We start from the raw sequence: 20,575 nt of genomic DNA, 5'->3' as shown, positions 1-20,575 counted from the left end.
AAAATGACCTAAAGACGAAATTTCACCATTTCCTCTAGTGTGTAAGGTGGAATTTACAATTTAAGATTTCTTATTCTTAAGGCTAGATGAAAGTGTATATTCACACTGAGAATTTTCATGTATTTAGCTCTGAAACCGATAAGCTAATATAAATGAAATGGTGGAAGAATCTTTCAGTATCTAAGAAACTTTTTGGAGTCATTGGCTTCATGGGGTTAATGATTGCCGTTGTGGTAATCATGCTGGTTTTCTCTTTGAAAACCATGACGGCCGTTCGTGCTTTCGTGGCCGGTGAAAGTGATTGGTCCAAAGGTCAGAAAGATTCTCTCTCTGCACTTCAGAATTATCTCATTACCAAAGATTTAAAGTACTATCGCATTTTTCTTGAAAGGATTGATGTCCCTCTCGGTGATCAGCACGCAAGGCTGGCGATGGAAAAACCACAGCTGGATATTGCAGGGGCCACCGAAGGACTTTTGCGTGGTAAGGTGCACCCGGATGATATTCCTGAAGTGATCAAATTTTTCAGACGCTTTCACCAGGAAAAGCATCTGGTCGCAGCGGTCGAGGCCTGGCGAAAAGGTGATATTTACATCGCCGAGATGGAACAACTCGGAAAAGAAATTTATCAAAAGTATCACAACAACGAAGTTTATACTCAGCAAGAATTCAATGTCATCCTTCAGAGAATTTCTGACTTGAATGACAGTTTCACAGCGGTTGAGACTGATTTTTCTAAAAAAATTGGAGCGGCCTCGCGCTGGTTAGAGAAGGTCCTGTTGTGGCTTCTGGTTTCTTCAGTGATTTTAATTCAAGGTTCTGTTGTCCTGCTGACATTCTCATTCAGCCGTGTTCTTACCCGTGCGTTGAAGCAGTTTAACTTTGTAACAACTGAGGTGGGAAAAGGAAATTTTAATGAGAGTGTTGAAGTTCAATCTAATGATGAGTTAGGGCGACTTGCAACTTCCATCAATGAAATGATTGCGAGTCTTCGCCACCAAATCCATGAACGTATTCACGCCGAAGAAGGTGAAACGAAAATGAAGAGGCTTGCGAATTCCATGCCTCAGATCGTTTTTGTTCTGGACGCCAATGGTGAGTGCCAGTTTTACAATGCCCGCTGGTGGACCTTCATCGGCATGACTCCTCAGGATCCAAAATCTATTAAATTTACAGATTATATTCATCCAGATGATAAGCCCATGGTGATGCATAATTGTCGTGAGGCGCTGAATGAACATCGAACTTATACCGGTGAATATCGTTTAAAAGATAGGAAAGGAAATTACCGCTGGTATCTTGAGCGATGTGTTCCTCTTACAGATTTAAATGGAAAGGTTTTGCAATGGTTTGGTACGGCCACAGACATTCACGATCTGAAGCATGCACGCGAAGAACTGCAGAAAGCGGTAAATATTCGAGACGAGTTTTTATCAGTTGCTTCTCATGAATTGAAAACGCCATTGACGTCACTGAAGCTCCAGTTCCAACTCAGAAAGCGTTATATTGATAAAGGTGAATTTGCTCGTTTTACTCCAGAGAAAATTCATAATATGACCCGTGATGATGAGAATCAGCTTAATCACCTGGTGAGACTTGTGGATGACATGTTGGATGTTTCACGTTTAAGAACGGGTAAATTCAATTTAAGGCCAGAGAAGTTCAACCTCACGCTGATGCTTAATGAAGTGCTAACTCGCTTTTCTCCTCAGCTCCATGAGGCGGGGGCCGATATAAGTCTTGATTCTCCACCGGAACTCTACGGTAATTGGGACCGCTTTAGACTCGAGCAAGTGTTCACCAATCTTCTGACCAATGCCATGAAATACGGAAATAACAAACCTATTTCAGTCCGTCTGATTGCAGAAGGGAATCGCGCCAAGCTGATGGTGATTGACCAGGGACGTGGAATTGCATCGAAAGATGCGGAAAGAATTTTTGAACAGTTCGAGCGTGCGATTGCTTATCACGAGGTGAGTGGTCTAGGTTTGGGTCTCTACATCACCAGACAAATTGTTCTTGCCCACAATGGTTCCATCCATGTGAGCAGTGAGGTGGGCAAGGGCACTACCTTCACTGTTATTCTGCCGTTAACTTAGGTCTCTTTCGAAAAGAATATTTGAAAATAATCTTGAGATATCTCGATTCAACATTTCTCGCCATGGCCGCCATACGGATTGAGCAATAGAAACTTATTCCGAAATTAAAGAAACCAATGACGATCACACTTAAAACCATATTGAGCATGGTTGGCCAGTCTTTGAAGAAGTCCCATTCCAGGCTGTTTAAGGCGAGGGTCATGGTTCCCGTGGCAAGAGTTACGTGTCTGATGTCGAGTGGGATGGCAGTAAATTTTCCAATGATAATTGGTGTGGCGAGGAAAAAAGCGATTGAAACATTTCCAGCGATACCACCCATGGTGGCCGCAAAGTGATCGGCCATGGCATTGACCTGATTCTTACCCAGGGCGGTTTTTAAAAGAGAGTTTACTCTAATCGCCTCAGGGATTTCTCTAAACACGAGCCAGTTTTCTACCCAGCCCGCGACCACACTTGAGAGCCAGAGCAGGACTCCTGTAAGAATCGCAAACGGAACGGTAAGACTTGTAAAGATATTGTGCTTATCAATGGTCGAGGCCGCATATTCGGCCGACATGATGTGGTGGCCGAAGGCATAGTACCATCCCCAGTCCACAGCAATCGTCACGGGAATGACCAGCAGGAGGTTGCCGAAGGTGGTAATCATCTGGGAATTAATGATCTTCTTCACTTCAGAAGTCACTTCATCCAGTTCCTTGGTCTGTTTAAAGGCCTCAAACTTTCGAGAGAGGGCCGAGGCCGTGTAGGCCGGTTGTTTACTTGAAAGGGCCAGATGCCATTTCTGCATGGCCAGGAAGCCAAAAGCATAATTGATGAAGAAAAAGAAGCCCTCAAAGAAAAGAGGAAGATGAAAGGCCCCAATATAAAATTTTACGACCGCTGTGAAGGTCGTAAGAATTCCCGCGAGGGCCGCCGCATAGAAGAGCGATTTCTTTTCGTCACTTGTATTTGCAATGTAGTGATCACCCTTCTCACCGGCGCGTTCCACGATCTTTCTCGTCAAGAGGTGAATGTTCTCTCTGATATAGTCATTCACACTGCGACTTTTTAATTCATCACGGATCAGGCGACCTACAAATTGGCCATTCATGGCCGGACCTGACTCTTGACTCAGATAGATCAGCATCTCGATTCGATCGAGGATGGAATCAATTTTTTCCAGTTTAAAAATGAGATCCACCGAAACACCAGTGGCCTCAATGTTTTGGCGAATGGTTTGAAGATCAATTCGAGACGCTGAAATTTCTTTTAGGATCAGTTCATCATCTCTTTGTTCTTTATTGATGGCGCGGTTCAAACGCAAAAAACTCGAATCAATAAAACGCTTTTTGTCCAAACGCCGGCGAATGTCCTGACTGGTTCCAAGAGAAGCAATTTGGGCACCTAAAATTATCATGGCCTCAACGCGATCATTTTTTAGAGCATCAAAGCTAATGGAGTTCTGAGAGGCAAATTCTTCAAACAAAGGTAGAATATTTTTGAAAGATGTTTCAATCCAGATCGCGTCTTCTTCCGTTGCGAATAAGTTTTTGAAGGTCTCAGAAATATCTTTTTCAGTAAAAGTGTCCGGCAGAGATTTTTGAACCAGGCGGTTGGTCAGTTCCACAAAAAATCCCGGCTTCTCTGAGATTCCAATCAGACAATAGAGTCCAACCGCTCCTCCAGGAACAATAATTTCTTGCAGAGTCGCCGCCAGATGCTTGGCCTCTTCAGGGTGACGTTCCAAAAACTGGAAAAGAAATTTAAAACGAAGATCACGAGAATGAACAAATGCAGGAACGCCTTCTGCGGGAGGAGACTTCACCGGTAGACGGATCCAATCCATGATAAGGGCCAGGGCCACCATTCTTTCTTTAAAAGAATACTTAGGGTCAAGCTCACTCAGGTGAGTGGCAAGATCCGAGGGGGTGAGGTCACTAGAGAGAGCACTTTTTATCTGACGAATGAACTTTAGCATGAAGCTATTTTATGCTCATTTGCGTTTAATCGCACGTATATTCATACCGCCAACAGGCTTTAAACTTACTGAGGCCACTTCCTGGGGAAGGTCTTCGTGAACCAATTCAAAATGAAAATGTTGAACTAATTGATAGATAATAATCGCCATCTCACTCATGGCAAATGCCTCTGCAATACACTTGCGAGGGCCCTTTGAGAATGGAAGATAGGCAAAAGACTTTTGAATTTCAGGTGAAGCAAAACGTTCAGGAATAAATTTGTCTGCTTGATCAAAGTTTGCAGCATTCCTCTGCATAACATAAATCGGAATCACCACATTGGTATTTTTTGGAATGGTGTAAGGGCCTAAGACATCGGTGGCGGCCGTCTTTCTGGATAGGACCGGAAATGACGGATATAAGCGCAGAGATTCCATCATGACCCATTGAAGATAAGGGAGATTTTCCAGACTATTTTCAGTTGTTAGCTTCCACAGTTTTTCTTGAATGTCCTGATGCTTTGCCAGGAGTCCAATGGTCCATGTAAGCGAATGGGCCGAAGTCTCATGTCCGGCCAGTAGCATGGTTAGAATTTCATCCAGTAGCTCGTCATCACTTAAACGATCATTAGTTTCCGGATCAACTGCATGAACGAGTCGTTCAAGTACACTGGAAGGATTTGAATTCTGTTGTGCCTTCTCATTTTTAATGAGTGTATGAACGATGGTTCTTAAGTTATTAAAGTGGCGATGAAACTCATGGTTCTTTTTGGTCGGCATCCAGTAGGGAATCGGGAAGAACTGGAAGATCCTTTCATAGGTCACAAGTGACGTGAAATGGACCGCCTCGTTTACTTTTTCAGCGTCTTCTTTACTAAGATTCACTCCTAACAATGTGTCACAAGCAATTTTGAAAGTGAGGTACTTCATTTCCTCACAGACATCCATTTCATTGTGATCTTTCCAATGGGCGATGTGATCGAGGCAGAGTCTTTCAAAGTTCTTATTAAAACTCAGAATGGCCTTAGAGTTAAATTCTTTGGCAATAATGGTGCGACTTCTTAACCAAGAGTCATAATCATTATTCGTGGCCAGGCCATTACCGACGACGGCGCGAAGTTCTTCAATCTGCTCACCCTTTACGTAGGCCTTATGATTTTCTATCAACACTCTTCGGGCGAAGTCAGGAGAGTAGATAATGACTGAATTCATGGGCCAGGGGAAACTTCCGATATCGCCATAGTCTTTATTGACCTGAGTGAAGGCCCCTAAAATGTCTCTTTGGAAAAACTGAACATAATGAAAATAATCAATCCCACGAGGTCCGGGAATTTTTGAAAGATCAACAAATGATAGTGCCTTAGTGAAGGCGGATCGTCTGTTTTTATTGGCCATGGATTAATGGTACACTTTGTTTTTTTGTCCTTCACCCCAAATGTTGTGAAGATCAAAATAACGAGCGATAAAGTTACCATTATAAGAAGCTGTTTTAAGAGTTGGCAGGGTCTCTTGAGCGGTCTTCATTGGGTTAAACACATTTAGTTTCATGTGATGGCTCTTGTGAAAGTAACCACCGAAAGTAATGAAGTTTGCGACCTTGTAATAGAGGTTGTGATTAAGGTTCACCATTTCAACTGTTCCGTCTTCCATATCACGATGGCAAACATAATTAATGTGAGCAAGGATCGCGACGTTACTAAAGAAGGCGGGAAGATAGAAGAACAAGAAGAGAGTTTTTCCAAATAGAAGATACCAGAAAATAAGTTTTAGAACTAAGTTGATGTGAAAAATCACCGTCTGAGTATTCATGATAAGAGCGTAGTTCGCAGACTTGCCATGTTGAAGGAAGAGGTATTTTTTGGCCACAACGATCATATAGCGCATCGGCGCAGACAGGAAAATGAGAAAGCTCATGCCCTTTGGATTTACCGGATCTAATTCTTCATCTGAGTATTGATGGTGAAGAAGGTGAACCAGAATGAAGTTTGTGAAACCATAAAGGACCCATGTTCCACAGAACTCACCAACTGCACGATTCAGATATCTATTCCCAACATTGCCATGAGAAGCATTATGAATAAAAGAGGCCACCATACATCCGAAGATAATGGCCAAAGGTAATGCTATTAAACCAAGTGACAGGTTGACTGTGGCCAATTCACGAACTGAATAAAGGAGAGTGATGAATAGCGAGAAAACTAGCATCTCAATGAGATAGACCCTGAGTAGATACAGAGGTTCTCTTTTGATCTTTAAGTAGGTTTGTGTGCTAGTCATGTCTAAATGTTGCCCCGTGCGCAAAAATATACCAATATCGTTTGTAAAAGTTCCATAATCTGGTACAACTTATTACAAAAGGACCCAAAATGGCTAACGTGAGCTACGAATTAGTGATGGCAGAGCTTAAGAAAGCCCTGAAAAGACAGAATACCTCCTATGCGGAGCTTGCCCGTCAAATGGACCTCCCCGAATCGACCCTAAAGAAGTGGCTCAACGCTGAGGACGGGTCATTCAATCGAATCAATATGATTTGCCAGGCCATGGGGCTTTCGGTTTTCGGTGTCATTAAAAATGCTGAAGAACAAAACGTTCAGACATTTACTTTCAATGAGGCCCAGCAGCAGCACTTCATGAAAGATAAAGAATCTTTCGTGGTTTATTGGTTGTTAGTTTATGAACGACTTTCGGTAGATGCAGTCATTCAAAAGCTGGCGTTGGATAAAGATGAAATCAATAAGATCCTTTTGCGTTTGGATCGCTTAGGGTTAGTGCAGTTTGGTGCTGAAAATGTTTTGAGAGTCCCTAAGATGAGACCCATCCGATGGAAGTTTGAGGGTGCTTTCATGACTGAACTCTTGCGGGACTGGGTGACAAAACTTTTTAAAGATAATCTTTTGAATAAGAAGGGTTCAGCACTGATGCTGCAGTTCTTTCAATTGACGCCGCAGTCAGAGGATGAGTTTAGACGCGAGATTGCGCAACTTGAAGAAAAATATGCTCGTCGAACCATTCTGGAACTTAATAACCCATCTCAGAAATTGAAACAGATTCGTTATATCTCTGCTCTGGCAGAGGGAAGTTTTGTCGACGAATAACTTTATTTTCGGGTACTCTTTTAGATCAGGAGACCCGAATGAAAGCAGACAAAATTTTTTATAATGGCTTAGTGACAACTCTTGATCCTTCTAAGCTTGAAGCAACGGCCGTTGCGACACTTGGAGGAAAGATCGTTAAAGTTGGTAGTGATAAAGAAGTCATGGAGTTGGCAGAAGCTTCAACTCAAAAAATTGATCTTCAAAAAAAGCGTGTTATCCCAGGTCTCATTGATTCTCACATTCATGTTATCCGTGGTGGACTTAATTATAATATGGAACTTCGTTGGGACGGAGTTGAGTCTCTTGCCGATGCAATGAGAATGTTAAAAGAACAGGCCCGTATTACACCGGCACCTCAATGGGTGAGAGTGGTGGGCGGCTTCACCGCTCATCAGTTCAAGGAAAAACGTCTTCCTACATTAGATGAGATTAATGAGGCGTCACCGGACACACCTGTTTTCATTCTACATTTATATGACCGTGCTCTTCTCAACCGTGCGGCCTTAAAGGTCTGTGGCTTTGATAAAGACACCCCTAATCCTCCTGGTGGGATGATTGAAAAGGATTCGAAAGGGAATCCTACAGGCATGCTTCTCGCTAAACCCAATGCTTTAATTTTATACGCGACTCTCGCCAAAGGACCAAAGCTTCCCCTGGAATATCAAATCAATTCTACTCAGCACTTTATGCGAGAACTAAATCGTTTGGGTGTGACGAGTGTGATTGATGCTGGTGGTGGCTTTCAGAATTATCCTGAAGACTATGAAGTGATTGATAAGCTGGCGAAGGACGATAAACTTACTCTTCGAATTGCTTACAATCTTTTCACCCAAAAGCCAAAAGAAGAGCTGGCCGACTTTAAACGCTGGTCCGAGATGCTGAAACCAGGTGAGGGGACAGACATGTACCATCACAATGGCGCCGGTGAAATGTTGGTCTTCTCTGCCGCTGATTTTGAAGACTTTCGTGAGCCTCGTCCAGAGCTTGCGGCCAATATGGAAGAAGATTTAGAGAAAGTCGTGAGACTTCTGGTTGAGAAGCGCTGGCCATTTAGAATGCACGCTACTTACAACGAAACCATTGATCGCGCGTTGAATGTTTTTGAGAAAGTGAATAAGGACACATCATTTAAGGGAATTCACTGGTTTTTTGATCACGCTGAAACCATTAATCAGAAAAATATTGATCGAGTAAAGGCCCTCGGTGGCGGAATCGCCATTCAACATCGCATGGCCTATCAAGGTGAATACTTTGTTGAACGCTATGGGCGAGATGTGGTGAGAAATACGCCTCCAGTGAAAGACATGCTTAAGAGTGGTCTTCCTGTGGGAGGAGGTACTGATGCAACGAGGGTCGCAAGTTACAATCCTTGGATAAGTCTCTACTGGTTAACCACGGGTAAAACTCTCGGTGGTATGTCCATGTATCCGGAAGAAAGACTTCTTGAAAGAGAAGAGGCCCTAAAGCTCTGGACTCTCTCTAATACGTGGTTTTCAAATGAAGAAGGCAAGAAAGGGACGATAAAGGAAGGCATGTTTGCCGACTTAACGGTTCTTTCCGATGATTATTTTAAGGTTGATGCTGAAGAGATTAAGAACATCACTTCGCTCATGACAGTAGTGAATGGAAAGATCGTTCATGGAGATGATGACTTTAAACATCTCGCACCAATTCTTCCTCCGGCCATGCCCGATTGGTCACCTGTCCGGACGTTTGGTGGATATCAAGCGAAACGTTTTATGGTTCATCCAACTGAAGTGAAAAGCTGCTGTCCTCAGCACGAGATGCCGAAACTTAGAAGAAACTCAATTGAAGAGGCGGTCTTTGATTGGGGATTGGGGTGTTCATGTTGGGCGTTTTAGAACAAAGATACTTTCTTTGGATCCTGGCCTTCTCGGCGGGCTTTATTGATACTGCGACTTTCATTGGGGCCTCAGGAATTTTCTCGGCCCATGTGACCGGGAACTTCGTGGTCTTCGCAGCTACTTTGGCCTCAGGGAAACATGCAGGGTTTTCAAAACTTGTGACTTTTCCATTCTTCGTGGCCGGTGTTTTAATGGTAGGGTTTTTTGATGGGAAGCTTTGTAAAAAACGGGGCTTCTTTTTCATGATCTCGAGTTTGATTCTTTTAAGTGGAGTCGGGCTTGTCTTCTTTAAAGAAGGTACTAGTTTTTACGCTTGTATTATGGGACTGGTGTTTGCGATGGGCATGCAAAATGCGGCCCACAAGCTTTATTTAAAAAATACTCCCACCTCAACCGTCATGACGGGAAACGTGACTCAGTTTTTTTTAGACTTGATCGCAAAAGTAAAAAGTCCGATTTATTTTTCCACGATTGAGATGGTTGCTTCTTTTTTTATTGGCTGTGTCGCGGCGGCCCTATGTGGAATTCAATTTGGTATTATCAGTGTTATCGTTCCAGGAGTGTTGCTATTTGTTTCATCAATGTTGATTAAAGACTAGGCAGGTAAATGGTCATTCGACTGGAAGAAAGTACAGTTGTCATTATCGTTATCTTTCATATTCTTGGCATCATTGCCGCTTTCTACGCCTTATTTCAATCACGAACTCCCCAAGGAATAGTGGCCTGGACAATCGGGCTTGTCACATTTCCTTTTATTGCACTTCCCGTATTTCTTCTTTTTGGAAAGCGTCGTCCTTCGGGGTATCTTGAGTTCGATGTTTTTAAAGAATATCCCATTAAAAGTCAGGACCTCGTTAAGCATTTTGAAGACAAGGTTGATTTTCTTACTATCAGTGAGCATCCCTACATCGCCGGCAACGACATCAAGCTTTTGATTGACGGGAAATCGACATTTCAGAGCATGCTAAAAAGTATTGATGAGGCCCAAGAATATATTCTGCTTCAGATGTATATTTTTCGGACTGATGCAGTTGGAAGAAAGTTTGCTGAGTCCCTGGCGAGAAAGGCCCGAGAGGGAGTTAAGGTCTATCTCTTGTATGACAACCATTCAACCTTCATGCGGCCATCAATTCTAAAAAAATTAGAAAAGGCCGGAGTGAAATTTGGAAGCCACAGTCCGGGGAAAAGAAGCAAGTTCTACTTAAATTTCAGAAACCATCGAAAGCTTCTCATTGTCGATGGGAAGATTGGTTACTGGGGCGGAGTGAATATTGGGCTTGATTACGTAGGCGGCCTTCCTGAAATTGGCCGCTGGCGGGATACTAATGTGAGAGTGACAGGTCCGGCAGTTTTATTAGGTCAGACTGAGTTTGCAAAAGATTGGAATTGGTCAAAACAAGATAAGTTAGATGTTGGTTGGGATGTTGCGGAACCAACTGGTAATACTTCCATTATTATTCATAACTCAAATCCCATTGGGCCAGAGGCGATGAATCTGCTTCAGCATGTGGAGATGATTAATTCGGCCAAGGAAAGAGTTTGGATTGCAAATCCCTATGTAGTTCCTCCTCAGCAGATCATTGATGCCCTTGCCATCGCTTCCATGAAACACCTGGATGTGAGGATCATGGCGCCTGAGAGGAGTGACAATGACTATGTAACAGGTGCGGCCGAAATTTATTATGAGCGCCTACTGAAATATGGAATTAAGGTCTATCGCTATCAAAAGGGGATGATGCATCAGAAGGTCATGCTGATTGATAATGAGCTTGGAATGGTAGGATCATCTAACTTGGATTTTAGAAGTATGTTCATTAACTTTGAGAATGGGATCATCACAACTGATAAGACTTTTCTGAAGCTCCTGGAAGAGATGTTGATACAGGACTTTGATGACTCAACCGAAATGGCCCTGGATGATTACAGGTTTCGCACATTTTATCAGAAAATCCGTTCAAGAGTTCTCAATGCCTTTGCTCCAATTATGTAAACCATAAAGAGTATTTTAATTTAGGTCTCATCTTTGCATTACCTCTTAAGTCATTTCACTAAAGGGGGAACAATGAGCATAGATTTATTTAGAGACAAAGGCGTTTCACTCGATAAACAGCGCTTCACCTGGAAAGATCTCGTCCAGAAACCAATTAGTAAATTGAATGATGATGCATTCACAAGATTACGAATAATACTCATGAACGGCATTGAGTCTGAAGCAAATAGATTTAGTCACGCCTGTTCTAGAATGAACAAAGACCTACAATTACCGTTGGCAAAAATTCGCCGAGTTGAACAGCATCAGCAAACTCTGGTCAATTGGTTACTTGGGGCAGACCATTCCCCACTAGAGACCACCATTGGCTTTGAACAGGTGGCCATCGAAGTGACGGCCGCTGTCGCTCAGAAGGAACCTGATCCTTATCTTGCTCAAGTTTACCGATATGGTCTGTTGGAAGATTTTGATCACATGTATCGTTATTCGGCCTTGATGGACCGTCTGGAAGGGAAGGATGCGAACAGTATTCTTCAAGGTTACACTGACATTGTTCCAGGTCGACCAACCATGTTTGAGCATCGTGACCCAAGTGATGAACTCAAAGAGAGCTACGACCGAGAAAAAGCAGAGATGCTTTCAAAGTTCCACGCCCTTACGATTATGGCCGGTGAAAATCAGACCCATGATTATTATATGACTATCGGCCCAATGTTCTCTGATCCGACGGCAAGACAGGTGTACGCTGAGATTGCTTCAATTGAAGAGCAGCACGTGACACAATATGAATCCATTATTGATCCAAATGAGTCTTGGCTTGAAAAGTGGCTTATGCATGAAGCGAATGAAGTCTACAACTATTATAGCTGTATGACATTTGAATCTAATCCTCGCATCAAGGCCATTTGGGAGAGATTCTTAGAGTATGAGTTGGGTCAACTTCATGCTGTGATGGAACTCTTTAAGAAAACGGAAAGACGAGACCCTGCAGAAATTCTTGATTCCAAATTACCTTCTCCTATTGAGTATAAGAGTCAGCGTGAGTTTGTGCGAGAAGTTCTCCGAGAGGAAGTCGATCTTCGAGCTAAAGGGGACGAGTTTGTGGGCCTCAATGAAGAGAGTCGCGCGACTATTCAGTACAGGGACTTTATGAATGCTGAAGGAAGCCCAACTGAAATAGTGACTTCCGGCTATGTCTGGAAACCAGGCACTGAACTCGCAAATCTTGAAAACTTCAATATGAAACAATAGGAGGCCCATCATGAAAGATTTAATGAATTCAAATCAAGGTATTAATCGAACTGGTATGATGGCCTCTTTGGTGGACTCGTTAGAGACCAAAGAAGGAGCTGAGGCCTTAACACCGCCTTCTGAAGGTTTTAGTTCTGATTTGGGAGAAAATCGCATTCGATATATGCGGGAGGCAGAACCTATCGGTTCCATGCCGAAGCCAGGTAAAACCAAGGGACTTTTTTCTAATGCCAAGGCCAAGATGAGTCCAACACGCACTCTCTTGATGGACAAGCTTGGTGAGAGACTCGCCTTTGAGAGAAGTGGAGTTCGATTGTATGAGGCCCTATTAAGTAAATATCATGGAAGTGCCAACAAGGATGTTTTACCTCCACTAGATCAGCTTGAGCATTTTTACGAAGCCGAGTTAAATCACTTTACTCTGGTCTCCGATGTGATTTTAGAACTCGGAGGTGATCCAACGGCCGTAACTCCTTCTGCAGATATCACAGGTGTCGCTTCATGTGGTTGGGTACAAGTTGTTGCCGATCCGCGGACAACTTTTATGCAGTCTCTTGAAGTCATTCATATGGCCGAGCTGGTGGACAACGCTTGCTGGGAACTTTTGATTGAGCTTGCTCGAGCAAATAATCTTGAGGAAGTGGCCGGTTCTTTTGAAGAAGCATTGGAAGAGGAGCGAGAACACCTTGAAAATGTCTCTCAATGGATCAGGGAAATGAGTCTTAACAAAGACGCCATTAATGAGCTTCAGTTAAGCCAGTAGTTAAGCGAAACCGTCGTCTAACAAGATATTGCAATTGGTAAATCTCGTTGACGACGGTCTTCTGCCCTTGAAATGATCTAAGCATCAACTCAAATCAAGGATGATTTTGATGTTAAAGCGAGGATCGCTAGTTCTAGGGCTATTAGTATCTTTCCATTCATTTGCTCAGACTGATTACTCCACCCAGGCCGGCGGGCTAATGGACGAAGGTCTTGAGATTACTGAATCCATCGTTGAATTTCTTGAATCAAGACCCTGCGAATTCGGGATTCGTTCGGATTGTAATAAACCTCTTTCATTAAAAGACATTCATACCCTGAAAGATATGTTCAGACGACTTGATGGCTGGAACAAGGACACCTTTGGTGACGTCATTCCTTCCACTGATCATCTTCGTGGTTTACCGGTTGAAGTGTCGAGCGGGCCATTTGCTGTTGTGGAGAAGAGCAGGGGACTAAAAAAATATCTCAAAGTGACATTGAATCCATCTGAAAGAGCTTCTCAAAAATTTTTAAATGATGTTCGTGTCAATGCGGCCTCTAGTTTATTCATGTATGACTCTCTCTTTAAACTTTCAGGAGTGATGGCGCGAGCGACTAAGATCAGATCAATTCTTGAAAATGATATGGGGCCAGATTCTTCAATCTTAAAGGATCTTTTTTCGAATGGAATGAAGCAAGATCTATGGGCCAACACTCAAAACCATCTCCTTATTTTGGATAAATTCTCAAGCTATTCTCCAGACTACTTTGATTCTTATATTGCTGGCTCCTTTACTGCAGGAAAAATTAAGGACAAAGATTTTCTTTATCGCATGAAAAGTGTGGTTCTCCTGGGTGCCCTGATGTCTCAGACTACACTCGGAAATGCCTTGGAGAAAATTGCCTTTAAGCTCAGTCAGATTTTTGGAAATACAGTAGGACAGGTGCAAACTCGTTCGGGAAAACTTCTGAAGTATGCTTCTGATGTTGAATGGATGAAAAAGATGAAATCCAAACTCCGTCCACTGGATTTGCTTTTAGAGAAAACACCTTTCCGATTAACGGACAAGTTCATTCCGGGTCATTATGGGCACGCGGCGATTTGGCTGGGAACTCCGGAAGAAATTTTAAGCTATCGCGTGATCTATCAAGGGAAAGAGATTGCTCTTCTTGATCACCCTGCAATGTTTCCCCATCTGGAAAGACTTTCACAAGGGAAGTTAGTTCTAGAAGCTCTGCGCGAGCCAGGTGTGACCATGAACACCCTTGAGCACTTTATGGACATTGATGACTTCCTGGTTCTTCGATCGAATCAAGAAGGGAATTATGGTGAGATGATTCTTAAAGCATTAGAGCAATATGGAAAGCCCTATGACTTTGGTTTTGATGTTGAAACAGAATCTTCCATTGTTTGTTCTGAATTGATCTACATGGTTTACGACCAGGAGGAGTGGCCAACAGAAAGAAGTGCCGGCCGTTATACCATTAGTCCTGATCATGTTGCCTTGAAAGGAACGAACGGATCTTTTGATCCTGTGATCATGTTCCATGATGGCCAGGAAGTAACTCAGAATCGCTCGCAGTTTCTGACCGAACTTTTAACATCCACCACACACCCATGAGACCAATGGCCGCAAGGACATGTTTTAGGGTGTGACCGCTCACCATCTCATGAGTCCAGAGGAAAACCTCTTTGTCTTTTACCTCAGTCCATTTTGCCAAAGCATAAAACAGAAGGGTCACACCAAACCAACCCTTGTGAGTATAGCGAGAAGTGAAAGCGAGAAGAATCATCGGCACCGTTAGGAACGAGCTAAACTGCACCCAAAAGTAAAATCTAAGATCATCTGTTGCGACCCACACCAGAACACTTACCAGACCCATAAGAAGCGCCCAAGGAAGGACCTTCGTGAATTTAAGTGAGATGTGTTCTGCGAGCATCACCACGTAGAGGGCCATAAAACCTGTACTCATGGGAAGTCGGTCCCAGATGAGGGTATAATTATTAGGGGCCCAGTGATAGAAGGCCGAACCGGGGGCGACCAAGAGGATACTTGCAAAGAAGGCGATCCAGGAATTTCTCACTGGCGAAGTGATCTTGAATGATTCCTTAAGACCTAAGAATCCTACGATTAAGAAGGCAAGATTTGATAGCACGTCCAGCGTGTTGGGAATGTTCCAGAACATCCGTTGATCAACAAACAGATGGTAGGAGAGTTCCTGCGGCATCGCAGGTTTCGTAAAAAAGAAAATAAAAGTTGCGAGTGCTGTTCCAATCAGAAGAGCGTACTTTATCCATAGTTTGGCCATGCATAAAGGTTACCCGATTAATGATCCAGAGGGAATTGTGAATTGGGCCAGTGTCAAATATTTCGACACCCGCGAATTTGGTCTGAAAAAAAGAGAGGATTAAACAAGTTTTCTGGGAAGTAGATTAGAATTCTCTCTATGAAAAAATTAATCCTTTCGGTCCTTTCATTGTTCATAACCACTTCTTCATTTGCAGGGGTCCATAACTATATGCTCTGGAGTAAACCGGGAGTCAAAGTTTGTTTCTCTGACGGAAAGAAAGAGAAAAGGTCCGGGACCGTGAAATGGAAACAAGAAAAAAAAGATTTCGTTCGCACCGTGATTGAACAAGAGTATTCAAAAGAACGCACGGGCATCTATTTTATAGGATTTGAAGATTGCGAAACGGCCTCATACAAACCAAATGTTATTATATATGCCACAAACTTCACCCAGGCATTGAAAGGAAGTCGTGGAAATTCAACTGCAGGTGAGGGATTCTTCTCAGTAGCAAAACCATATCCTAGCGCCAAAGGGGCAATTGAATTAACGTCGGTGACTCTTAATAAAACAACGATCATTCATGAGTTCGGACATACCGCCGGCCTTTTACATGAGCAGGACCATCCAGACGCTTACGAGGCCCAAAGTGACTGCAGTAGCACCAGTTCTAAAACGGTGAAGAAGTGGGGCGTGGGGTATACGGAATTCGATGAACATTCAGTCATGAATTATTGCTATATTCATTCAAGCGAAGGAAAGGAAGCAGGACTAAGTGAGGGAGATATTGCCTTACTTAAAACGCTTTATCCGTATTAACTGATTAATGTCCCAACGGGAATTGTAAATTGAGTCCCATAAACGTCTGAAAGTTTGGTTGTCCGTCACCTTCGTGGGCGATTGTCCATTGAGGTTCCACAAAAAGATTCATGATGGTACCACTTTTGAGTTTCCAAACTTTACCGGCACCTGCTCCAATTGGAATATAGTAGTGACCATTCTGCCAGTTAAAATTCATCACACCTGACGAACGCACGTAAAAGCTTTTCGGTAAATTATAGATGAGAAATGGTTGGAGAGTTGCAAGATTTTGAGTCGGTCTCTCGCTCGGTCCGGCGAAAGAATGTTGATAGGTGAGAAGAGCTCCCATCATTCCCCAGTCGCCTGGTTTTATTGCCACGGCCGATGCTCCCGCCTGCCATTTACCAGCACCAGTTTCGTCTTCCGTGGCAGTAGGAAATACAAAATAGGGACCCACACCAAACTCCACTCCATTCACCGGCTTCATGAGAAAAATATCAAAGATGTTGATGTCCCCCAATCCATTCACTCCATCTCGACCTGGGCGTGGTGCATTTTGATAGGGGACTGTGAGGCGAGTGATCTGCGGGAGTCCTCCAATTTTTTGAGGAAGAGTTCCGCGAAGAAGAAAAGCGTTCGCTGTATCATCAGAACCAAAAAGAGAGGAAGTATAATAGTCCTGAAAATTCAGACCCAACATTGGAGTGAGTGGGTTGTTGGCCGTATTCATATCTTTAGTGTCAGCAGCGTAAGCAGCAAATGAAGATAATATGAAAAGTGTAATTAAGAACTTCACTCCATTCCCCCCTTAGTCAAAATGACATGGAGAATGTTCTTTAAGGGCAGGGAGTTATGAAAAGGGAAAGTGCGGCGAAATTGGGCGCAGCACTTTTGACCTGTGCATTTACCTTCTAGTCACTCTCTGTTCCAATTTTATTTGGTCGATTCACAATGGGTTGCCCTGATGAAAACATTGCAGGAACTTGAATTCAGTACCGTCTTTCATGCTTTGCCAGTTCCCTTCCTTGTACTCAAGGCGAATTGGACGATCATCTTTGCCAGTGACTTATATCTTCAGCTCATGCGCACTACTAACCAACAACTTCTTGGCAAATACGTATTTGATGTTTTTCCTGACAATATCGCGAATGAGTCTATGGGGGCCAGGATATTGAAGCACTCACTTGAGAGAGTTCTCAAGACCCATAAAGCAGATTCACCTGGCGTTATCCGTTATGAAGTTTGGAATCCTGATCTGAAAAAATTTGAAGAGCGCTACTGGAGCACCTTCAATTCTCCCATCGTAAAGAATGATGAAGTGACCCATATCATTCATAAAGTTGAGGAGGTCACGGATATACTTAAAGGAGTGGAGCAAGTGCGTGATCTAGAGCTTAAGATCGCCACTCAAGCGGCCGAAATTAAAGACGTCAATATAAGGCTCCAGCATGAAAAAGACACCCTCGAACATCGGGTAGAAGAAAGAACCGAAGAGCTTACTCATACCTCTGATCAATTGGAGTTTATCGCCAACTCTATTCCCATTCACTTGAACCAATATGATGCCTTTGAACGATTCATTTTTGTGAATAAGGCCACACAAGAATGGTGGGGAATTTCAGAAAAAGATTTTATTGGAAAGACCCTTCGTGAAGTTTTAGGTGAAGAAAAATATAGAGATTTCCGTCCTTATATCGAACGTGTCTTTAAGGGTGAAAATGTTATTCAGGAAACTTTTTTTATAAATAGAGAAGGACGTTCCTATCACTTTTTAAATGAATTCGTTCCTCATTTTAACACTGAGGGGAAAGTAGACAGTTTTATCAATATTGGAATGGATGTGACCGGGCAAGTGGAGGCGAGAGAAAGACTTAAAGAAAGTGAAAAAAGTTTTCGTGAATTGGCGGATTCCATGCCTCAGATTGTTTGGGCCGCAAATCCGGACGGACATGTGGATTACTACAATCAGCGGTGGTATGACTTCACGGGACTTCCCGCCGGCAGTGAGGGCAATGATTTATGGTCCCAGGTCATTCATCCTGATGACATGGAAAAGCTATTGAGTGAATGGGAGAAATCGCTTAAGAGCGGTAATGTCTATGAAATGGAGTTTCGGATTAAGAAAGTTTCAACGGGTGAATACCACTGGGTCCTTTCAAGGGCCGTGCCTGTAAAGGACAGTAAAGGCAAAATTACCAAGTGGTATGGGACCAATACGGACATTCATGAACAAAAACAAATCATGAAGAGGCTGGAAATTGAACGTGACCTTAGAGACCGATTCGTTTCGGCCCTTACTCATGATTTAAGGACGCCCCTAACTGCGGCCAAGATGAGCGCTCAGCTGCTCGCCCGAAAGCTTTCACAGGATCAGGACACACAAAAGTTTGCGATAAGAATTTCTGACAGTATTGACCGGGCGGACAGTATGATCAGAGATCTTCTTGATGCAAACTTGGTAAAGGCCGGAGAGAAACTTCCAGTAAAAATTGCTTCCCATAATTTGGATCACATTATAGCTGATGTGATAGAAGACCTTTCCACAGTACATGGAGATCGCTTTATCTATACAAAGCAAGGATCATTCGATGGTTATTGGGATCATGAGGCCATGCGGAGGATCACAGAAAATCTTCTTAACAATGCCATTAAGTATGGTTCTTCTGGCTCACCAATTACAATCAATCTTACGGAGGTCGATGAAAGAGTGACCTTAAGTGTACATAATATGGGTTCTTATATTTCTCCTAAAGACCGAGGCACACTGTTTGAGCAGTTTAAAAGGACGGAAGAGGCGAAGAAGGGCGAGCAGCGTGGCTGGGGGATTGGTTTGAGTTTAGTAAAAGGTCTGGTAGAGGCACATCATGGATTGATAAAAGTTGAAAGTGATCAAAAGAGTGGAACTACATTTATTGTGGAGATTCCACTTGATGCTCGTCCGGAGGCGATGTCGTTTTTAAATAAGCATTGAGGTAGAGGTGCAGGCCTAAACCTGCACCAGTAGAGGACTTAGATTTTACAACGATCAACTTGGAAATTGTAAGACTTGGCAACTTCTTTAAGTTCCCCTTTTAATTTCTTGAACAATACAACAGAGCAAACATTCATTCTTCCATTAGTCTCATGGTCCCATGTTGTTCCATTATTCACTAGTTTGAAAACATACTCACCAGCAACTGCGTTTTCGAATTCTTTGGTGAGGTTTGCATTTTTACGAGAACTTCTAACACTTGCAATTTTCTCAAAATTAGCTTCAGAGGCGTATCCTCTCTCCATTGTTAGATAAACAACTACTGAACATGATTGTCTGTTGGTAATTCTATCTTTTTTTGGAGCTTCGATAGTGATTGAGTTCATGTGCTGAATCGTGGCCGATGCAATTTCATCCGACGAAACTTGGAACAATGTATTCGCTTCATTTACGACTGTATCTGCGTCTCCCCAGCCTTGAGGTTTTACTGTTAGACAATAGAACTTAGGAGTGAGTTTTACTTTCGAGAAATAAACACCAGCTTGGTTTTCAAATTTGAGTTCGATCTTCTTAGTGGCATCTAAGGTCGCAGAGGCCGCTAGAGCAAAAGCTGGAATCGAAGACATTAATAAAGCAGCGAACAACTTTTTCATAAATACTCCTTATAAGTATGGGGTGGTTATAGGCCTCTGATGTTCGATACTCAAGGGGGAAGTATGGAATGGAGCGGTTGGAGCAATGATATTAATTGTATCTTTATGATGTTACAGAATGTGTTTCTAAAAAAATCTGAAACTTCTCAATAAAAAAATCACAGAGTATAAGTTCTCAAAAAATTATAAGGGAGAGTTTATGACTAAGATCATGATTATATTATTCAGTTTCTTGATAGTTTTTTCTGCTCAAGCGGCCACTAATGGACCACTTAATTCTGCGTTAAGAGATGCCGAAGTTAATGAAAACAAAACTTATTTCGAGGTTCTTGGTGACTTATACAAAGAAGGGACAAAACCTTCTTTAGATAAAATCATCAATATTGCATGGGCCGGTCGTTGCTTTTTGAAAGGTTATCCATCTGAGCCAATCAATGGTGGCTGTATGTTTCGTAAGGCGAGAATGGCCGATGTTGGGCCTATTGGTAGAGGCGATGCGACTTACGAAGCTGCCTGTTATTGGAATAAAGAACAAGCTCCTAACTACTATGATGGTATGACTGTTGCTCAAGTCCTTGCTGCTCAACCAGGAACTAAATTTTCAAAGGTGTCAGCTAAGGATCAAGAATTAGAAATTCAAATAAACACTTTTGATAAATCTGCAATCAAAGTTTCTGGCAAATATCTAGTTGAAGAAGTTTTTGAAAATAATGCTAGATTTGCTGTTGGTCTTCGTTGTTACTATTTCATTCCTGGATTGAACTAATTTGTAGGTTTTACTTTCGCTGGCGAAAGTAGATGAGGGCCGAGCGGATTTACGTCTCCGCACACTGCTACGACGCCTTCGGCTCAACACCTTAACAGGTGTCTCGTTCTCAAAG

General features: G+C 42.8%; 17 protein-coding genes. 11 read left to right on the top strand and 6 right to left on the bottom strand.

The features are described from left to right. Positions 1-152: 152 nt before the first annotated feature. Positions 153-2,099 carry an ATP-binding protein gene (locus ACJVC5_RS17835; protein WP_408096901.1) on the top strand — a complete coding sequence of 649 codons (1,947 nt, stop codon included), beginning with the start codon at positions 153-155 and terminating at the stop codon, positions 2,097-2,099. Here ACJVC5_RS17835 and ACJVC5_RS17830 read toward each other — a convergent pair. The 3 genes from ACJVC5_RS17830 to ACJVC5_RS17820 are packed head-to-tail and all read right to left on the bottom strand — an operon-like array spanning position 2,080 to position 6,312. Then, complete coding sequence (locus ACJVC5_RS17830; RefSeq protein WP_408096900.1) at positions 2,080-4,056, bottom strand: hypothetical protein; 1,977 nt, start codon at positions 4,054-4,056, stop codon at positions 2,080-2,082. The genes ACJVC5_RS17835 and ACJVC5_RS17830 overlap by 20 nt on opposite strands. A gap of 15 nt (positions 4,057-4,071) precedes the next feature. Continuing rightward, positions 4,072-5,430, bottom strand: coding sequence for a cytochrome P450 (locus ACJVC5_RS17825; protein ID WP_408096899.1), 1,359 nt, complete (start codon positions 5,428-5,430; stop codon positions 4,072-4,074). A gap of 3 nt (positions 5,431-5,433) precedes the next feature. Continuing rightward, the gene (locus ACJVC5_RS17820) at positions 5,434-6,312 is read right to left on the bottom strand and encodes a fatty acid desaturase (protein ID WP_408096898.1); all 879 of its coding nucleotides are present in this window, start codon (positions 6,310-6,312) and stop codon (positions 5,434-5,436) included. 89 nt (positions 6,313-6,401) lie between these two features. On the opposite strand from ACJVC5_RS17820, the gene ACJVC5_RS17815 reads away from it, so the two are divergent. The 7 genes from ACJVC5_RS17815 (at position 6,402) to ACJVC5_RS17785 (ending at position 14,602) form a co-directional block, all read left to right on the top strand. Continuing rightward, on the top strand, positions 6,402-7,130 hold the full coding sequence (locus ACJVC5_RS17815; protein ID WP_408096897.1) for a helix-turn-helix domain-containing protein: 729 nt from the start codon (positions 6,402-6,404) through the stop codon (positions 7,128-7,130). 38 nt (positions 7,131-7,168) lie between these two features. Next, complete coding sequence (locus ACJVC5_RS17810; protein ID WP_408096896.1) at positions 7,169-8,992, top strand: amidohydrolase; 1,824 nt, start codon at positions 7,169-7,171, stop codon at positions 8,990-8,992. Continuing rightward, the gene (locus ACJVC5_RS17805) at positions 8,977-9,594 is read left to right on the top strand and encodes a YoaK family protein (RefSeq protein WP_408096895.1); all 618 of its coding nucleotides are present in this window, start codon (positions 8,977-8,979) and stop codon (positions 9,592-9,594) included. The genes ACJVC5_RS17810 and ACJVC5_RS17805 overlap by 16 nt, the downstream gene beginning before the upstream one ends. 8 nt (positions 9,595-9,602) lie before the next feature. Continuing rightward, on the top strand, positions 9,603-10,985 hold the full coding sequence (cls, locus tag ACJVC5_RS17800; protein WP_408096894.1) for a cardiolipin synthase: 1,383 nt from the start codon (positions 9,603-9,605) through the stop codon (positions 10,983-10,985). Positions 10,986-11,057: 72 nt separating this feature from the next. Then, positions 11,058-12,236: a hypothetical protein gene (locus ACJVC5_RS17795; RefSeq protein ID WP_408096893.1), complete on the top strand. Its 1,179-nt coding sequence runs from the start codon at positions 11,058-11,060 to the stop codon at positions 12,234-12,236. 10 nt (positions 12,237-12,246) lie between these two features. After that, positions 12,247-12,999 carry a ferritin-like domain-containing protein gene (locus ACJVC5_RS17790; RefSeq protein WP_408096892.1) on the top strand — a complete coding sequence of 251 codons (753 nt, stop codon included), beginning with the start codon at positions 12,247-12,249 and terminating at the stop codon, positions 12,997-12,999. A 109-nt stretch (positions 13,000-13,108) separates the two neighbouring features. Further along, entirely contained in the window at positions 13,109-14,602 is a 1,494-nt protein-coding gene (locus tag ACJVC5_RS17785; protein WP_408096891.1) for a YiiX/YebB-like N1pC/P60 family cysteine hydrolase, read from the top strand. On the opposite strand, the gene ACJVC5_RS17780 is transcribed toward ACJVC5_RS17785, so the two are convergent. Continuing rightward, the gene (locus tag ACJVC5_RS17780) at positions 14,520-15,290 is read right to left on the bottom strand and encodes a hypothetical protein (RefSeq protein ID WP_408096890.1); all 771 of its coding nucleotides are present in this window, start codon (positions 15,288-15,290) and stop codon (positions 14,520-14,522) included. The two genes, ACJVC5_RS17785 and ACJVC5_RS17780, sit on opposite strands and share 83 nt — an antisense overlap. 138 nt (positions 15,291-15,428) lie before the next feature. Between ACJVC5_RS17780 and ACJVC5_RS17775 the strand changes: the two genes are divergently transcribed. After that, positions 15,429-16,088, top strand: a complete 660-nt coding sequence (locus ACJVC5_RS17775; protein WP_408096889.1) for a M57 family metalloprotease — start codon at positions 15,429-15,431, stop codon at positions 16,086-16,088. 4 nt (positions 16,089-16,092) lie between these two features. On the opposite strand, the gene ACJVC5_RS17770 is transcribed toward ACJVC5_RS17775, so the two are convergent. Further along, on the bottom strand, positions 16,093-16,866 hold the full coding sequence (locus tag ACJVC5_RS17770; RefSeq protein WP_408096888.1) for a hypothetical protein: 774 nt from the start codon (positions 16,864-16,866) through the stop codon (positions 16,093-16,095). A 168-nt stretch (positions 16,867-17,034) separates the two neighbouring features. Between ACJVC5_RS17770 and ACJVC5_RS17765 the strand changes: the two genes are divergently transcribed. Further along, positions 17,035-19,041, top strand: coding sequence for a PAS domain-containing sensor histidine kinase (locus tag ACJVC5_RS17765; protein WP_408096887.1), 2,007 nt, complete (start codon positions 17,035-17,037; stop codon positions 19,039-19,041). A gap of 38 nt (positions 19,042-19,079) precedes the next feature. Here ACJVC5_RS17765 and ACJVC5_RS17760 read toward each other — a convergent pair whose 3' ends face one another. Continuing rightward, positions 19,080-19,694, bottom strand: coding sequence for a hypothetical protein (locus ACJVC5_RS17760; RefSeq protein ID WP_408096886.1), 615 nt, complete (start codon positions 19,692-19,694; stop codon positions 19,080-19,082). A gap of 199 nt (positions 19,695-19,893) precedes the next feature. On the opposite strand from ACJVC5_RS17760, the gene ACJVC5_RS17755 reads away from it, so the two are divergent. Continuing rightward, positions 19,894-20,460, top strand: coding sequence for a hypothetical protein (locus ACJVC5_RS17755; RefSeq protein ID WP_408096885.1), 567 nt, complete (start codon positions 19,894-19,896; stop codon positions 20,458-20,460). Positions 20,461-20,575: the final 115 nt, after the last annotated feature.

The organism is Peredibacter sp. HCB2-198 (genome assembly GCF_045999315.1).
Lineage (GTDB): Bacteria > Bdellovibrionota > Bacteriovoracia > Bacteriovoracales > Bacteriovoracaceae > Peredibacter.
This window is presented reverse-complemented; position numbering and strand designations above follow the sequence as displayed.

What these genes read in the sequence shown, in the direction of transcription:
- ACJVC5_RS17835 (WP_408096901.1), top strand. Translation starts at nt 153, where the DNA reads ATGAAATGGTGGAAGAATCTTTCAGTATCTAAGAAACTTTTTGGAGTC.
- ACJVC5_RS17830 (WP_408096900.1), bottom strand. Translation starts at nt 4,056, where the DNA reads ATGCTAAAGTTCATTCGTCAGATAAAAAGTGCTCTCTCTAGTGACCTC.
- ACJVC5_RS17825 (WP_408096899.1), bottom strand. Translation starts at nt 5,430, where the DNA reads ATGGCCAATAAAAACAGACGATCCGCCTTCACTAAGGCACTATCATTT.
- ACJVC5_RS17820 (WP_408096898.1), bottom strand. Translation starts at nt 6,312, where the DNA reads ATGACTAGCACACAAACCTACTTAAAGATCAAAAGAGAACCTCTGTAT.
- ACJVC5_RS17815 (WP_408096897.1), top strand. Translation starts at nt 6,402, where the DNA reads ATGGCTAACGTGAGCTACGAATTAGTGATGGCAGAGCTTAAGAAAGCC.
- ACJVC5_RS17810 (WP_408096896.1), top strand. Translation starts at nt 7,169, where the DNA reads ATGAAAGCAGACAAAATTTTTTATAATGGCTTAGTGACAACTCTTGAT.
- ACJVC5_RS17805 (WP_408096895.1), top strand. Translation starts at nt 8,977, where the DNA reads ATGTTGGGCGTTTTAGAACAAAGATACTTTCTTTGGATCCTGGCCTTC.
- cls (WP_408096894.1), top strand. Translation starts at nt 9,603, where the DNA reads ATGGTCATTCGACTGGAAGAAAGTACAGTTGTCATTATCGTTATCTTT.
- ACJVC5_RS17795 (WP_408096893.1), top strand. Translation starts at nt 11,058, where the DNA reads ATGAGCATAGATTTATTTAGAGACAAAGGCGTTTCACTCGATAAACAG.
- ACJVC5_RS17790 (WP_408096892.1), top strand. Translation starts at nt 12,247, where the DNA reads ATGAAAGATTTAATGAATTCAAATCAAGGTATTAATCGAACTGGTATG.
- ACJVC5_RS17785 (WP_408096891.1), top strand. Translation starts at nt 13,109, where the DNA reads ATGTTAAAGCGAGGATCGCTAGTTCTAGGGCTATTAGTATCTTTCCAT.
- ACJVC5_RS17780 (WP_408096890.1), bottom strand. Translation starts at nt 15,290, where the DNA reads ATGGCCAAACTATGGATAAAGTACGCTCTTCTGATTGGAACAGCACTC.
- ACJVC5_RS17775 (WP_408096889.1), top strand. Translation starts at nt 15,429, where the DNA reads ATGAAAAAATTAATCCTTTCGGTCCTTTCATTGTTCATAACCACTTCT.
- ACJVC5_RS17765 (WP_408096887.1), top strand. Translation starts at nt 17,035, where the DNA reads ATGAAAACATTGCAGGAACTTGAATTCAGTACCGTCTTTCATGCTTTG.
- ACJVC5_RS17760 (WP_408096886.1), bottom strand. Translation starts at nt 19,694, where the DNA reads ATGAAAAAGTTGTTCGCTGCTTTATTAATGTCTTCGATTCCAGCTTTT.
- ACJVC5_RS17755 (WP_408096885.1), top strand. Translation starts at nt 19,894, where the DNA reads ATGACTAAGATCATGATTATATTATTCAGTTTCTTGATAGTTTTTTCT.